The 15,085-nt window shown below is 66.5% G+C and carries 14 protein-coding genes; 11 read left to right on the forward strand and 3 right to left on the reverse strand.

Going from position 1 to position 15,085, the window contains the following annotated elements; all coding sequences use genetic code 11:
- The first annotated feature begins 39 nt into the window (after window positions 1-39).
- The 5 genes from phaC (at window position 40) to E4S58_RS15410 (ending at window position 4,923) form a co-directional block, all read left to right on the forward strand.
- Window positions 40-1,863, forward strand: coding sequence for a class I poly(R)-hydroxyalkanoic acid synthase (phaC, locus tag E4S58_RS15390; protein ID WP_136637332.1), 1,824 nt, complete (start codon window positions 40-42; stop codon window positions 1,861-1,863).
- A gap of 148 nt (window positions 1,864-2,011) precedes the next feature.
- Complete coding sequence (locus E4S58_RS15395) at window positions 2,012-2,455, forward strand: phasin, PhaP (RefSeq protein ID WP_136637333.1); 444 nt, start codon at window positions 2,012-2,014, stop codon at window positions 2,453-2,455.
- Between the two features lie 181 nt (window positions 2,456-2,636).
- Window positions 2,637-3,239, forward strand: coding sequence for a pyridoxamine 5'-phosphate oxidase family protein (locus E4S58_RS15400; RefSeq protein ID WP_136637334.1), 603 nt, complete (start codon window positions 2,637-2,639; stop codon window positions 3,237-3,239).
- Window positions 3,240-3,374: 135 nt separating this feature from the next.
- Complete coding sequence (gene phaR, locus E4S58_RS15405; RefSeq protein ID WP_136637335.1) at window positions 3,375-3,938, forward strand: polyhydroxyalkanoate synthesis repressor PhaR; 564 nt, start codon at window positions 3,375-3,377, stop codon at window positions 3,936-3,938.
- Between the two features lie 4 nt (window positions 3,939-3,942).
- Complete coding sequence (locus tag E4S58_RS15410) at window positions 3,943-4,923, forward strand: LysR family transcriptional regulator (protein WP_136637336.1); 981 nt, start codon at window positions 3,943-3,945, stop codon at window positions 4,921-4,923.
- A gap of 14 nt (window positions 4,924-4,937) precedes the next feature.
- Here E4S58_RS15410 and E4S58_RS15415 read toward each other — a convergent pair whose 3' ends face one another.
- The gene (locus E4S58_RS15415; RefSeq protein ID WP_136637337.1) at window positions 4,938-6,119 is read right to left on the reverse strand and encodes a cytochrome P450; all 1,182 of its coding nucleotides are present in this window, start codon (window positions 6,117-6,119) and stop codon (window positions 4,938-4,940) included.
- A gap of 58 nt (window positions 6,120-6,177) precedes the next feature.
- On the opposite strand from E4S58_RS15415, the gene E4S58_RS15420 reads away from it, so the two are divergent.
- Window positions 6,178-7,953 carry a sensor histidine kinase gene (locus E4S58_RS15420; RefSeq protein ID WP_136637338.1) on the forward strand — a complete coding sequence of 592 codons (1,776 nt, stop codon included), beginning with the start codon at window positions 6,178-6,180 and terminating at the stop codon, window positions 7,951-7,953.
- Window positions 7,954-8,045: 92 nt separating this feature from the next.
- Here the strand turns inward: E4S58_RS15420 and E4S58_RS15425 are convergent, their stop codons facing one another.
- Window positions 8,046-8,822 (reverse strand): class I SAM-dependent methyltransferase, encoded by a 777-nt coding sequence (locus tag E4S58_RS15425; protein WP_136637339.1) that lies wholly within the window; start codon window positions 8,820-8,822, stop codon window positions 8,046-8,048.
- 231 nt (window positions 8,823-9,053) lie between these two features.
- On the opposite strand from E4S58_RS15425, the gene phnC reads away from it, so the two are divergent.
- The 5 genes from phnC (at window position 9,054) to E4S58_RS15450 (ending at window position 13,797) form a co-directional block, all read left to right on the forward strand.
- A complete protein-coding gene (gene phnC, locus E4S58_RS15430) occupies window positions 9,054-9,863 on the forward strand; it encodes a phosphonate ABC transporter ATP-binding protein (protein ID WP_136637340.1) in 810 nt (269 codons plus the stop codon).
- 57 nt (window positions 9,864-9,920) lie between these two features.
- Complete coding sequence (gene phnD, locus E4S58_RS15435; protein WP_136637341.1) at window positions 9,921-10,835, forward strand: phosphonate ABC transporter substrate-binding protein; 915 nt, start codon at window positions 9,921-9,923, stop codon at window positions 10,833-10,835.
- A gap of 65 nt (window positions 10,836-10,900) precedes the next feature.
- A complete protein-coding gene (gene phnE, locus E4S58_RS15440; RefSeq protein WP_136637342.1) occupies window positions 10,901-11,782 on the forward strand; it encodes a phosphonate ABC transporter, permease protein PhnE in 882 nt (293 codons plus the stop codon).
- Entirely contained in the window at window positions 11,779-13,101 is a 1,323-nt protein-coding gene (gene phnE, locus E4S58_RS15445; protein ID WP_136637343.1) for a phosphonate ABC transporter, permease protein PhnE, read from the forward strand. Before phnE (E4S58_RS15440) ends, phnE (E4S58_RS15445) begins: the two co-directional genes overlap by 4 nt.
- 78 nt (window positions 13,102-13,179) lie before the next feature.
- A complete protein-coding gene (locus E4S58_RS15450) occupies window positions 13,180-13,797 on the forward strand; it encodes an LbetaH domain-containing protein (RefSeq protein ID WP_136637344.1) in 618 nt (205 codons plus the stop codon).
- Between the two features lie 84 nt (window positions 13,798-13,881).
- Here E4S58_RS15450 and E4S58_RS15455 read toward each other — a convergent pair whose 3' ends face one another.
- Window positions 13,882-15,063 (reverse strand): alpha-D-ribose 1-methylphosphonate 5-triphosphate diphosphatase, encoded by a 1,182-nt coding sequence (locus E4S58_RS15455; protein ID WP_136637345.1) that lies wholly within the window; start codon window positions 15,061-15,063, stop codon window positions 13,882-13,884.
- Window positions 15,064-15,085: the final 22 nt, after the last annotated feature.

Consider the following 15,085-nt stretch of genomic DNA (forward strand, 5'->3'; position numbering starts at 1 on the left):
CTATGCTGCATAGCAGCAATTTAGGGGGGAACGATTAACATGGCAACAAAAGATAACAATTCCGGTGAATCAGGTGCTGACAGTGTCACGGATGCCGCGCTTGAACGCCTGAACGCCAACCTCCGGCGTGTCGATGATCTGACGCAGCGGCTGACTGCTGCACTTGCGAAACGCACGCCGTCCAATGCCGCGCTCAACGCACCAGACCCCGAGATCTTTGCCAAGGCGTCAGGCGCGTGGTGGACCGAGATGATGCAGAACCCCGCCCGCATCTTCGAACACCAGGCGGATTTCTGGACGAAATCCGTGCATCACTTCATGGAAGCCCAGCAGGCGCTGGCCAAGGGAAACCTGCAGGCGCCCGAGGATCACACCCCCGACGATCCGCGCTTTGCCAACCCGCTGTGGAAGACCCACCCCTGGTTCAACTTCATCAAGCAGCAGTACATGCTGAACGCCAAGGCGATGCACGACGCGGTCGAGGATGCCGAGGGGCTGGAGCCGACCGAACGCAAGAAGCTGAAGTATTTCAGCCAGCAGATCGTCGACATGATGGCGCCCACGAACTTCCTGGCGACCAATCCCGACGCGCTGGAACGCGCGGTCGAGACCGAGGGGGAGAGTCTGGTGAAGGGGCTTGAGAACCTCGTCGCGGATATCGAGGCCTCGAACGGCGAGATGCAGGTGCGCCTGGCGGACAGCACGGCCTTCACGGTCGGCGAAAACGTCGGCGCCAGCGAAGGGCAGGTGGTCTACCGCAACCACATGATGGAGCTGATCCAGTACGCGCCCCGCACCGAAGAGGTGCACGCGATCCCGCTGGTGATCTTCCCGCCGTGGATCAACAAGTTCTACATCCTCGACCTGAAGGAACAGAACAGCTTCATCAAGTGGGTGACCGAGCAGGGGATCACGCTGTTCGTGGTCAGCTGGGTCAACCCCGACGTCAGCTATGCCGAGACCGGGCTGGCAGATTACATCGAGGACGGCTACCTGGCCGCCATCCGCGAGGCCAAGGCGATCACCGGCCAGAAGAAGGTCAATGCGATCGGCTATTGCATCGGCGGCACGACACTGGCGATGACCCTGTCGCTGATGAAGCACCGCAAGGACCGGTCGGTGAACACGGCGACCTTCTTTACCGCGCTGACCGACTTTGCCGACCAGGGCGATTTCACACCCTTCCTGCAGGACGACTTCATCGACGGGATCGAGGCCGAGGTCGCCCAGACCGGCATCCTGCGCAGCCACATCATGGCGCGCACCTTTTCCTTCCTGCGGTCGAACGACCTGATCTATCGCCCCGCGATCCGCAGCTACATGATGGGCGAGGCGCCGCCCGCCTTCGACCTGCTGTTCTGGAATGGCGACGGCACCAACCTGCCGGGCAAGATGGCGGTCGAATACCTGCGGGGGCTCTGCCAGCGCAACGAATTCACCACCCAGGGAATCGAGCTTTGCGGGGAACGCCTGCATGTGTCGGACGTGAACGTTCCGGTCTATGCGATCACCTGCGAAACCGATCACATCGCCGCCTGGAAGACGAGTTATACGGGCATCCAGAAGATGACCGGCGCCAAGGAGCGCACCTTCGTGGTGTCGCAGTCCGGTCATATCGCGGGGATCGTGAACCCGCCCAGCCGGAACAAGTACGGCCACTACACCAACGACGACCTGACCCTGTCGCCCGAGGAGTGGCTGGAAGGGGCCGAGTTCACCAAGGCCAGCTGGTGGCCGCGTTGGGGCGAATGGATCAAGGCCAATTCCGGCAAGATGGTTCCGGCGCGCGAACCGGGGGATTCGACTCATCCGGCGCTGTGCCCGGCACCCGGACGTTACGTAAAGGCACCTCTGCCCGCGTGACCCGCGACCTATCCTTCGGACTAGGCTACATTTTCTGCGCTGCAGCAAAAAGAACTTGATTTTCTGCGGCGCAGCATCCATATTCTTTCTCGGAGATGCAATACGGACCCGAATGGAAGCGGGACCGACCCCGAGAGAGGAACTAACAATGGCTACTACCCAAGACTTCACCGCGATGATGAAAGACATGATGGGCGCCTTCCCGGTCGACACCAAGTCGTTCGAAGACTCCTTCAAGTCCACCGCAACCCTGAACGAAAAGCTGTCCGGCATCGCGCTGAACGCAGCTGAAAAGTCCAGCGACCTGTCCACCAAATGGACCAAGGACACCCTGTCCAAGATGTCCGACCTCGCAAAGGTCAAGGCAGAGCCCGCAGACTACGCAAAGGCCGTGACCGATTTCGCGACCGCCTCGGCCGAGATGGCTGCCGAAAACCTGGCCGCCTTCGCCGAGATCGCCAAGAAAGCCCAGACCGACACGGTCGAGCTGATGATGGCTGCCGGCAAGGACATGGCGGAAGAAACCTCTGCTGCCGTTCAGAAGGCCGCGAAGGACACCACCGCAGCCGCCAAGAAGGCCGCAGCGAAGTAATCCGGTTACCGGAACACGTTCCATTCTCCTCCCTAAACGGAACGTGAAAGACGGGCGGGTCCAATTACGGACCCGCCCTTTTTCGTGCGCGCAAGCCCCGGGGTTCCGGAATCGGCTCATATGCGCGTTGCGGCGGCGCCCCCGTCGCCGCATGGTGCCCCCGACATCACAGGAGCGGCCCATGAACCCGATCACCGACATTGCCCGACTGGAAGAACTTTACGGCGATCCCGTCGGCCGCTCGCTTACCAAGGTCGTGCCGCGCCTGACGCCGGCCTATGATCGCTGGATCCGGGCCGCGCGCTTCGTGATCCTGTCGACGGTCGGGCCCGAGGGCACCGATGCCAGCCCGCGCGGCGATGTCGATCCGGTGGTGCGCATCGCCGATCCGGAAACGCTGATGCTGCCCGACTGGAAGGGCAACAACCGCATCGACAGCCTGCGCAACATCCTGCGCGATCCGCGTGTCAGCCTGATGTTCATGGTGCCGGGAAGCCCCAACGTGGTGCGGGTGAACGGCACCGCCATCGTGACCGAAGATCCCGATCTTCTGGCCAGTTTCGAACAGCAGGGCAAACACCCCCGCACCGTCGTGGTGATCCGCATTGGCGAGGCCTACTTCCAGTGTGCCAAGGCGCTGATCCGGTCCGAGCTCTGGTCCGAAGGCGACCGCGGGGCCGAAGTGCCCAGTGCGGGCGATTTCGTGCGCGAGATCGATCACGGCTTTGACGGGGCGGCCTATGACGCGGGCTACCCGGCCTATGCGGCCGAGCGGCTCTGGTAACTGCGGTCACCGTGCTGTCACGTATGGGGCGCGGCCTTTTCGCGGGTGCAATAAGCCTATCGCCCCAGAATTCCTTTGCAATTCCGTCATGGGGTCCTAAGCTGCGCTGCAGTGCTGCATAGGGAGGGATGGCCCGTGGCTGAGACCGAAAAACCACTGCTGATCAAACGCTACGCGTCCCGGCGACTGTATAACACCGAGACGTCGGACTACGTGACGCTGGAAGATATCGCGGGCTTCATCCGCGACGGCCGCGAGGTGCAGATCGTCGACCTGAAGTCCGGCGACGACCTGACGCGCCAGTATCTTCTTCAGATCATTGCCGAACATGAAAGCCGGGGCGAAAACGTCCTGCCGCTTGGCGTGCTGACGGACCTGGTCCGCAGCTATACCACGCAGGCGCAGTCCGTCGTTCCGCAGTTCCTGGCGCAAAGCTTCGACATGCTGCGCGACAGCCAGTCGAAGATGATGGAGAACATGAATGCCATGAACCCGATGGCCAAGATCCCCGGGTTCGAGGCGCTGCAGGCGCAGCAGGAAGCCTTCCTCAAGGCGATGTCGGGCGGCATGTCCGGCTGGTCGGGCGGCGGCACCGCGCGCGAAGGCGGCGAAGCCCCGACCGAGAAGAAGGGCGACGACCTGGATGCGATCAAGCAGCAGCTGGCGGATCTTCAGAGCAAGCTGAACAAGATGAGCTGAGGCCATGCAGTCCAGCCCGGGACGCATCACGCTCTGGGGGATCGAGGTTTTCGTCGCCACGGCCGAGGAACGGTCGATCAGTGCGGCGGCGCGGCGGCTCGGGGCCAGTGCCTCGGCCGTGTCGCAGCAGTTGACCAATCTGGAAACCGCCCTGGGTGCGGCCCTGCTGGTGCGCAACGCGCGCCCCGTGACCCTCACCCCGGCCGGAGAGGCCTTTCGCAGGCGCGCCCAGTCCATCCTGAACGAGGCCGCGCAGGCCCGGGCCGAACTGTCGGTCGCGGGCGATGCTCCGCTGACCCGGCTGCGGCTTGGCGTGATCGAGGATCTCGAGGCCGACGTGACCCCGCAGCTTCTGGTGCGCATGTCCGGGCGGCTCGATGGCTGCCAGTTCCTGCTCGAGACCGGGGCCTCTCATGTTCTTTATGACCAGCTCGAGGCCGAGGCGCTGGATGTCATCGTCGCCGCCGACATGGGCGATGCGCCGCCCTGGGCCGAGGTTCATCCGGTGCTGACCGAAGGCTTCGTCGTCGCCGCGCCCAGGGGCATGGTCGACGGGGCGGGTGATGTTCTGGCGCAGCTCAAGGCCCATCCGCTGGTGCAATACACCACCCGCCACCACATGGGCCGACTGATCGGGACGCATCTGGCGCAGCAGAACCTGCGGCTTGATTATCGTTTCGAGCTGGACAGTTACCACGCCATCCTGGCTTTGGTCGGGCAGGGGGTCGGCTGGACGATCCTGCCACCGCTGGCGTTGATGCGGGCGCGGCGGGTGCTGGGGGACCTGGACCTGTTCGATCTGCCCTTCGCGCCGCTGTCGCGCCGGATCGTTCTGACCGCGCGGCAGGGCGTGCTGGAAGATGTGCCGGGGGTCATCGCCTCGGAACTGCGGGACCTGCTGCGCGACATCGTCGTCGCCCCGGCCGTGGCCGCCTATCCGCACCTGAGCGCGCGGCTGCAGCTGGAGCAGGGCGCGGGACGGTAAGGCAGGACGGTGCGTCAGACCCGCACCAGCAACCGCTCCAACCCGTGGAAATGATAGGTGTCGCCGTAGACGGGCGGCGCGGCCAGGGTCAGACCGGGGCAGCGGTCAAACAGGACCGGCAGGGCTGAGCGCAGCTCCAACCTTGCCAGCGGCGCGCCGATGCAGAAATGCAGACCGCCGCCGAAGCTGGCATTGGTCTTCACGGGCCGCGTCGGGTCGAAGCGGTCGGGATCGGGCCAGGCCGCCGGGTCGCGGTTGGCAGCCGCCAGAAGCAGCGCCACCTGATCGCCGCGCCGGAACTGGTGGCCAAAGACCTCGACGTCCTCATAGGCGTAACGCGTGAACATGTGCAGCGGCGGATCGTGGCGCAGCACCTCCTCGACGGTGCGATCCACCGCCTCGGGCTGCATCAGCGGCGCCAGGTCCAGGCCCGAACGCAGCAGCCCCGCCACGCCGTTGCCGATGGTGTGCACCGTCGCCTCGTGGCCCGCGTTCAGCAGCAGGACGCAGGTCGCGATCATCTCGTCCGTCGACAGCCGGTCGCCGTCGGCCTCGGCGGCGATCAGTTCGGTGATCAGGTCGTCGCGCGGATCGCGGCGGCGGGCGGCGATGTAATCCGCAAGGTAGGCGGCGAAGTCGGCGGCGGCCCGGGCGGCGGTGTCCTCGACCGCGCGGTCCCGGCGGGCCTGGTACATGGCGACCATGGCGTTCGACCAGCGCAGCAGGTCCGGCGCCATCTCCTCGGGCACGCCAAGAAGACGGGCAATGACGATCACGGGCAGGGGGGCGGCGAAGGCGGGCAGAAGGTCGAAGTCGCCGTCGGGGAAGGCATCGACAAGCTCATGCGCCAGGGCGGTGATCTCGGCTTCCATCCCCGCGATCCGGCGCGAGGTGAAGGCGCGCAGCACCAGCCCGCGCAGCCGGGTGTGGCGCGGCGGCTCGAGCTCGAGCATCGAATGGTTGTCGATGGCGTAGAAGGGGGCCAGGTGATCGGGCACCGGCTGCGCCATCTCGGGCGGGACCTCGCGGCCAAACCGCCGGTCCTTCAGCAGGGCCGACACCGCGTCGTGGGTGACCGCGGCCATCATGCCGTAATCCTGCCAATAGTGCAGCGGTCCCTGCGCCCGGGCCGCGGCATAGAAGGGGTAGGGGTTCTGGACGAAACCGGGATCGGTCGGAGACTGGGTCAACTGCATGGGCGCATCTATGGCGGCATGGCTTCCCAAGGCAAGGGGGCGGGCGGTATAAGCGGGCATGACCCGGGACCTGCGGCGCCGCGCCGCCATCATCGCGATCTACCTTGCCGTCACGCTCGCCCTTGTCTGGGGCGTGCACGCGGCCAGCTATCGCCAGGCGCTGAGCCCGCTGCGCGAACGCGGAGAGGCGGACCTGGCGCTGACCGTCGATCGTCTGACCAGCCAGATGCAGCGCTACCAGGACCTTGCGGTTCTGATGGCGGCCCACCCGGCCCTGCGCAACCTGGCCCGGCAACCCGCCAGCACCGAGCTGCGCGAGGCCGCCTCGGACCTGTTGCTGAACGCGGCCGATCGCACCACCGCGCTCAACATCGCCTATCTGTCCCCGACCGGAGAACTTCTGGCCGCCGCACGTCCCGAAACCGCCCGCACCGTCGCCAGCCCCGCCTTCCGCAACGGGGCCGAGTTTCGCCGTGCCCTGACCGGCGCGCTTGGCTGGGGGATCGGGCCTTCGGGCACGGACGGCACGCGCAGTTACCTGTTCGCCGCGCCCAGTTACGCGCCCGAAGGCGGGGTCAGCGGGGTGCTTTTGGTGGCGGTCGACGTCGATCTTCTGGAACAGGCCTGGCGGGGCGACAACCCGGCGGTCTGGTTTACCGATCCGCGCGGACGGATCTTCATCTCGAACCGGTCCGAACTGCTGAACTGGACGATCGGCGACGGTGTGCTGACCCCGCCGGATGGAGGCCCGCTGCCCTTCGAACGACGGCTGATCGGCGACAACGAGGTCTGGCGCGCGCCGCTTGGCAATTATGTCCCCGATCCGGCACTGGTGCTGATGCGCGATGCGCCGCAGGTCGGCATGCGGGCGACGGCGCTGGTGGCCGAAGGGGGGGCTGCGCGCATCGCCATGCTGCAGGCGGCGGTGGCGGGTCTGGTCCTGCTGGCCTTCGGGGCGCTTCTGTTCTGGGCGACCGAACGGCGGCGCGTGCTGGCGGTGGCGAATGCCCTGCTGGAGAACCGCGTCGCCGAACGCACGGCGGAACTGTCGGGCGCGAACAACATGCTGCGCCGCGAGGTGGCCGAACGGCAGGAGGCCGAGGCGGCGCTGAAGCGCGCGCAGGCGGAACTGGTGCAGGCGGGCAAGCTGTCGGCGCTTGGCCAGATGTCGGCGGGGCTGAGCCACGAGCTCAACCAGCCGCTGATGGCGATCCGGCAGTTCGCGGAAAACGGCACGCTTCTGGTCGAGCGTGGTAAGGTGGACCAGGCGGCGGGCAACCTGACGCGGATCTCGGAACTGGCGGGGCGCATGGGCCGGATCATCCGCAACCTGCGGGCCTTCGCACGGCAGGAAAGCGAACCGGCCCGGCCCGTCGATCTTGGTCAGATCGTCGCCACCGCGCTCGAGATGACCGAGGCGCGGCTGGCCAAGGACGGGATCACGCTGGACTGGCAGCCGCCGCAGGCCCCGGTGCAGGCCATGGCCGGAGAGGTGCGGCTGGCGCAGGTGATGGTCAACCTCATCACCAATGCCGCCGACGCCATGGCCGATGGCCCGCGCAGGGATCTGACGATCACCCTGACGCCCAGCCCGCGTCCGACGATCCGCGTCTCGGACACCGGCACCGGCATCGCGCAGCCCGAACGGATCTTCGATCCCTTCTACTCCACCAAGGAGGTCGGGGCGGCCAAGGGCATGGGCCTCGGGCTGTCGATCTCTTACGGCATGATCCAAAGCTTCGGCGGTGAGATCCGCGGCCGCAACCGCAAGGGCGGCGGGGCCGAGTTCGTCATCGAACTGCCCGCCGTCCGGGACGAACTGGCGGCCGAATAGCGCGCGGGTCCGCCCTTCCTCTGGTTTCCGTATCCTCGGGGGTGAATGGCCCGGCACGGGCCAGAGGGGGCAGACAGCCCCCTTCGGTCCCGTCAGCCGGGCTTGGCCAGATGCCAGACCTGTTCGACCGGATAGGCCTTTGCCCAGTCGGCCGGCACCTCGCCGCGCCGGTCGTCGGCCCAGTCGGGGGCATAGACCTCCTGGTAGTCCACTATCCCAAAGCCGATCCGGGCAAAGAGCGCGACCCAGTCGCCGAAGGTGTGGTTGAAGCAGATGCCGCTTGGCTCATAGGTGACCCCGGTCCAGTCGGCGCCCCACATGCCGCGATAGGGCCGGTGCAGGGTGCGGTCGCAGGGCGATCCATCCAGCGGTGCACAGATCAGCGACAGCGGGTGGTTGCCCAGGAAGACCAGTTGCCCGCCGGGGCGCAGCAGGCGAAAGGCTTCGGTCAGCCAGACCTCGGGGCGGCACCAGATCGCGGCACCGTATTCGGATATCGCGAAGTCAAACGTCTGGTCCGGCAGGCCCGTGGCTTCGGCGTTGCCCTCGATCCAGGTGATCTCGGCGCCATGTTCTGCCGCCAGCCGCCGGGCCGTCGCCAGTTGATCGACCGAGATGTCGATGGCCGTCACCCGCGCGCCCCGCCGGGCCATCCAGCCCGCCACATAGCCGGTGCCGCAGCCCAGTTCGATCGCCGTCATCCCGGCCATGTGCGGGGGCAGAAGCGCGCGGCGAAAGGCGCTCTCGGGCTCGCCCCAGTTGCCCCATTCGGGCGCCTCCAGCGACCAGAGCCTTTCGCCCATACCCACCCAGTTCGGCGCATCCGCATTCCAGAGGTCGCGGTTCACGGTGACATGATCGCGGGTCATTCGAAGCCCCTTCCATCGTCAAATCCCTGGCGAAGTGTGCCGCCGAGGCACGCAAAATGGAACAGGTTTGGCCGCCGCACCCCCGCGCACCGCCTGGTCCTTGGGCATCCCGCGCCGCCGCGTGATCCGAAAACGCCGCCGATCCACCCCGTCACAAAACTTTCGTGGGACCGATACATTTCCGTAGCGCGCCGCCTTTAGCACCCCGGCAACACCAGCAGGGGGCAAGACGTGCTGAGACTTGAGCGACTGACCAAGACTTTCGGGGCCAACACCGCCGTCGACGCGGCCACGGTCGAGGTCGACCGGCCCATGATGATCGGCATCATCGGACGCTCGGGCGCGGGCAAGTCGACGCTTCTGCGGATGCTCAACCGGCTGACCGACCATACCTCGGGCTCCGTGCATTTCGAGGGCCGCGACGTGACCGCGCTGAAGGGCGCGGACAAGCGCGCCTGGCAGGCCGATTGCGCGATGATCTTCCAGCAGTTCAACCTGGTGCCGCGCATGGACGTGGTGTCGAACGTGCTGCACGGGACGCTGAACAAGCGCTCCACCCTGGCCTCGCTCTTCAATCTGTACCCGACGGCGGACATCCACCGCGCCATCGACATCCTGGACCGGCTGGGCATCGCCGAACATGCCCCGAAACGGGCCGAGGCGCTGTCGGGCGGCCAGCAGCAGCGCGTCGCCATCGCCCGCGCGTTGATGCAGGATCCAAAGATCATCCTGGCGGACGAACCGATCGCCTCGCTCGACCCGATGAACGCCCAGATCGTCATGGACGCCCTGCGCCGCATTCACGAGGAAGATGGGCGCACCGTCATCGCCAACCTGCACACGCTCGACACCGCGCGCCGCTATTGCGACCGGGTGATCGGCATGCTGCACGGGCGCATCGTCTTTGACGGCACGCCCGACCAACTGACCACCGGTGTCGCGCGCGACATCTACGGGGCGGATGCGTCCTTCTCGGAAGAGGCGACATCGACCCAGATCGACGCGCTGACCCGCCGCCACCAGACACCCATCCACGCCTGAGTTTCATCTGCCCCCGTCGCACAAAGCGGCGGGGTTTTCACCAACGGAGCATCCCTGATGAAAAAACTGATCGCCGCCGCCACGACTTCGATTCTGGCAACCACCGCACTTGTCACGCCCGTCATGGCCCAGGACATCACCGAATTCCGCATCGGCATCCTTGGCGGCGAAAACGCCCAGGACCGCCTGAACAACCACGAATGCCTCAAGACCTACACCGAGGAAACGCTTGGCGTTCCGGCCAAGCTCTTCGCCCCCGCCGACTATGACGGCGTGATCCAGGGCCTGCTGGGCGGCACGCTCGACATGGCCTGGCTGGGCGCCTCGGGCTACGCCAAGACCTACCTGGAAGACCCCGAAGCGGTTGAACCGGTGCTGGTCAAGGTCAACATGGACGGCTCCATCGGCTACTACTCCATCGGCTTCGCCCGCAAGGATGCCGGCATCGCCTCGCTCGAAGACATGAAGGACAAGCGCTTCGGCTTCGGTGATCCGAACTCCACCTCCGGCTACCTGATCCCCTCGATCGAGATCCCGCAGCAGACCGGCGCGACCATGGAAAACGGCGACTACTTCGGTGAAGTCGTCTTCACCGGCGGTCACGAACAGACCATCGTCGCGGTCAACAACGGTGACGTCGACGGCGGCGTGACCTGGGCCGACGGCCAGGGCAACTGGGAAGACGGCTTCAACTCGGGCGCGCTGCGCAAGGCCGTGGACGCGGGCCTTGTCGACATGAACGACCTGGTCGAAATCTGGCGGTCCAAGGAAATCCCCGAAGGCCCGATCGTGCTGCGCAAGGCGCTGCCCGACGACGTCAAGGCCAAGATGACCGACCTGGTTGCCGGCATGTACGAGGCCGACAAGGACTGCACCTACAACATCTCGGCCGGTGAATCCCTGGGCTTCCGCCCGGTGACCCACGACGCCTACACCTCGATCGTCGCCGCGCGCAAATCGAAGTCCAACTGATCTGACCTGATCCATGGCGGGTCCCTCGCGGGGCCCGCCTTTGCATATCCAAAGGCCCTTCCGACATGACAGACCAGACCGGCTCCGGCCCCGGGATCTCGGGTATCCGTGACGACTACATGGCGCTGACGCGTCGCAAGCGCCTGTATTCCGGCATGTTGCTGGCCGTCTTCGTGGCCCTGATGATGTCGGGCTTCATGCTGGCCGACGACCGCAACGCGGGCGGCTTCTGGTCGGGCCTGCACCGGATCTTCGATTTCCCCGAGGCCGTGATCGGCGAGGCCGCCGAAAAGGCCGCCGAACTGCCGGGCCATGTGGTCAAGTATTTCCCCGCGCTGGTCGAGACGCTGAACATCGCCGCCGTATCCACCCTGATCGGCGCGCTTGGCGGCGCGGTGCTGTCGATGCTGTCGACCCGGGGGCTGGCGCGCTGGCCCGCGCTGATCCCTGTCTTCCGTCGCCTGATGGACCTGATGCGCGCCGTGCCGGAAATCGTCATCGCGCTGGTGCTGATCTTCGTTCTGGGCGGTGGCCCGGTGCCCGCCATGATCGCCATCGCCTTCCACACCACCGGCGCGCTTGGCAAGCTGTTCTCGGAAGTGAACGAAAACGCCTCGCTCAAACCGGTCGAAGGGCTGGCCTCGGTCGGGGCGAGCTGGGGGCAGAAGATGATGCTGGGCGTGGTGCCGCAGGTCTCGCCCAACTACCTCAGCTACGCGCTGCTCAGGTTCGAGATCAACATCCGCGCCTCGGCCATCCTGGGCTTCGTGGGCGCAGGCGGCATCGGCTACGAGCTCAAGAACGCCATGTCCTGGGGACAGGGCAAGTACGATGAAAGCGCCGCGATCTTCCTGATGCTGTTTGCCACGATCATCGTGGTCGACCAGTGCTCCAGCTACTTCCGCGACCTGCTGACCCATGGCCGCCGTTCGGAGATGCTTGCATGACCATGACCGCCGACCCCCGCCTTGGCACCGGCCTCAAAGGCCAGGCCGAGGCCCTGTTCCGCCGCAAGCGGATGGTGTCCTTCGCCCTGCCGCTGATCGTACTGGCCTACCTGACCTATGCGTTCTTCGCCTTCGATGTGCCGGGGCTGGTCGCCTCGGCCAATCCCGAAAACGGCAAGACCCTGATCCGCGACGCCTACAGCTACAAGACCCATGTGACGCGCGACAACCGCTCTGGCGCCGTGTCGATCGCGATCGAAGGCGAGCGTAAGGGCGCCTACCCGGACGGACAGGCCCCCGACTGGGTCGATCTGGGCGAGACGACCGTGATCACCCTGCCGCGCGGCGGCGTGGTGACCTTCGGCCCCGACGCCGTGTCCTATGACATCCCCGGCTACGGGCTGGTCACCGCGCAGCCGGGTCGCAATGGGGCGCAGGCGGTGCTGCCCGATGGTCCGGTCCCCGACTGGATCAACGCGTCCAAGAACCGCGTCGCGATCACGACGGACGAAGGCCGCGTGACCATCACCCGCAACAAGACCGAGGTCTTCCGGTATTCGACGGGGTGGGAGCTTTTCTTCTTCACCCTCGACAGCCCCTATCACGGCCAAGGCCCGCTGGACCTTCTGCGCCGCGCCATGGGCGGAGAGGCCGGGGCGATCTGGCACGACTTCTGGTACAACCCGATGTGGATGCACGCCGCCGTCGCCTGGGCCCTGTTCGAGACGATCCTGATGGCCTTCCTCGGCACCTTCGGCGCGGCCATCGTGGCGCTGCCGCTGGCCTTCCTGGCCGCGCGCAACTTCACGCCGCTGATGCTCGTGCGTCAGGCGTTCCGGCGGCTCTTCGATTTCTTCCGCGGCGTGGACGCGCTGATCTGGACGATCGTGCTGGCCCGCGCCTTCGGCCCCGGCCCGCTGACCGGCGCGCTGGCGATCCTCGTCACCGACACCGGGTCCTTCGGCAAGATGTTCTCGGAGGCGCTGGAAAACGTCGACGGCAAGCAGATCGAGGGCCTGTCGTCGGTCGGCGCGAAACCGGTGCAACGCTACCGCTTCGGGGTGATCCCGCAGGTGACACCGGTGCTGCTCAGCCAGATCCTCTACTTCTTCGAATCCAACACCCGCTCGGCCACGGTGATCGGCGCGATCACCGGCGGCGGTATCGGCCTGCTGCTGACGCAGGCGATGATCACCCAGAAGGACTGGGAGGAAGTCTCCTACTACATCTGCCTCGTCGTGCTGATGGTCTTCGCCATGGACTGGTTCTCGGGCTGGCTGCGGCGCAAGCTGATCGCCGGGGATGACGGCGGCCACTGACCCCTTCATCTTGCCCAAAATACTCTCGCCGAAGGCGGCCTGACCCGGCCGCCTTCCAGCCGTTTCAGAAAGATCGCCATGCCCAGACTGTCCGCCACCGCGCCCGTTCTCCATCCCGACTGCCAGATCACCGACAGCACCTTCGGCGCCTATACCGAGGTGGGGCAGGGCTCGCGGATCGCGTACTCCACCTTCGGGGACTATGCCTATTGCGACCGTTATGCCGACATCGCCAATGCGACCATCGGCAAGTTCGCCAATATCGCCGCCTTCACACGGATCGGCGCCACGGATCATCCGCTTCACACCGCCGCCTGCCATCATTTCCTGTACCGCTCGGCCGATTACTGGGACGATGCCGAAGACGATGCCGATTTCTTCGACCACCGGCGGTCCCGCCGGGCCAGCATCGGCCACGACACCTGGCTTGGGCACGGATGCATGGTGAAGCCCGAGGTCACGGTGGGGGACGGGGCCGTGGTGGCCTCGGGCGCGGTGGTGACAAAGGACGTCGATCCCTACACCATCGTCGCGGGCACCCCGGCCCGCGTCCTGCGCCGCCGCCAGCCGGTCGGGATCGCGGATCGCCTGGTTGCCCTGGCCTGGTGGGACTGGGATCACGCCCGCCTGCGCGGCGCCCTGGCGGATTTCCGGGTGCTCGGGGCCGAGGCGTTTCTCGAGAAATACGAGGGCTGAGGCCGGGTCTGCGGTGCGTGCAAGCACGCACCCTACGGGGCGTCCGACAGGGGCGGTCCCGGCGAAGGGCCGGGGCAGGCAGGACTATTCGGCCGCCATCATTGGTTGCATCCCGGCCCAGGCAAAGCGGTGCGCGGCATCGCCTGCAAGGTGCGTGATGCGGCCGCCGCACAGCGTCGCCTCGATCGCGCGGGTGGTTTCGTTCACGATCACCAGGTCGGCGCGCCGTCCCGGGGTCAGGTGGCCACGATCGGGCAGGCGCAGGATCCGCGCGGGCGTGGACGAGATCATCGCCCAGGCCTGCGGCAGGGACAGGATGCCCAGGTCCGCGATCCGGAAGGCGGCGAGGTGCAGCGCCGGATAGTAGTAGTCCGACACCAGCGCATCGCACAGCCCCATGCGGATCAGGTCCTCGGCCGCGATATTGCCCGACTGCGATCCGCCGCGCACCATGTTGGGCGCGCCCATCAGCACCGGGTCGCCAACCGCGCGGGCCAGCGCGGCGGCCGAGCGCGAGGTGGGGAATTCGCAGATCTTGGCCCCGATCATCGAATAGGTTTCGCGCGTCTCGCCGTCGGGATCGTCGTGTGATCCGTAGATCACCCCCAGCTCGTCGAACCGGTCGGCCAGGCGGCACAGGTAGCGCGGCACCTGGACCTTCTGTTCGGCCGCCTTCCGGATGATGGCCTTGTGTTCGGCCAGCGTGCGGCCCGCGGACCGTGCCCAGAACAAAAGCTCGTCCGAGTTCGCGGCGGCCAGCTGTTCGGCCTCGACCAGGTGGTCGTTGAAGACGACATAGTCGATGCCGAAGGTCTCGATCGCCGAGAGCAGCCGGTCGGCGGTGTCGACGGTGTGGGTCTCGCAACGGATCTGCAGGCGCAGGTCGGTCAGCGCATGGGGGCGATAGTCGGCCAGCGCGCGCATCATCGCCACGGCGTAATCGGGCCCGCGCTTGCCACCCTCCCAGCTCCAGCTCTGGGCGAGCCAGGCGGTGGTGATCCCGTTCGAGGCGGCTTCGCGATCGGTGGCGCGCAGGCCAACCTCGGGCGGGAAGGGGGCCGAGGGGCGCGGGGCGGTGTGGCGTTCGAAGGCGTCGCCATGCAGGTCGATGATACCGGGCAGGATGAGGTATCCACTCAGGTCGACCTCGGGCAGCGGGCCACGGGTGATCCGGCCGTCGGCGACCGACAGGGACCGCGACTGCATTTCGCCGTCGCGAAGGATCGTTGCGCCGGTAAAGCGCAAGGCGGGCATTGTGGTCGGCATGGAACAACCTGCAACTGCTTTG

Origin of the sequence: Pseudooceanicola onchidii, assembly GCF_004959925.1 — a bacterium.
Classification (GTDB): domain Bacteria; phylum Pseudomonadota; class Alphaproteobacteria; order Rhodobacterales; family Rhodobacteraceae; genus Pseudooceanicola; species Pseudooceanicola onchidii.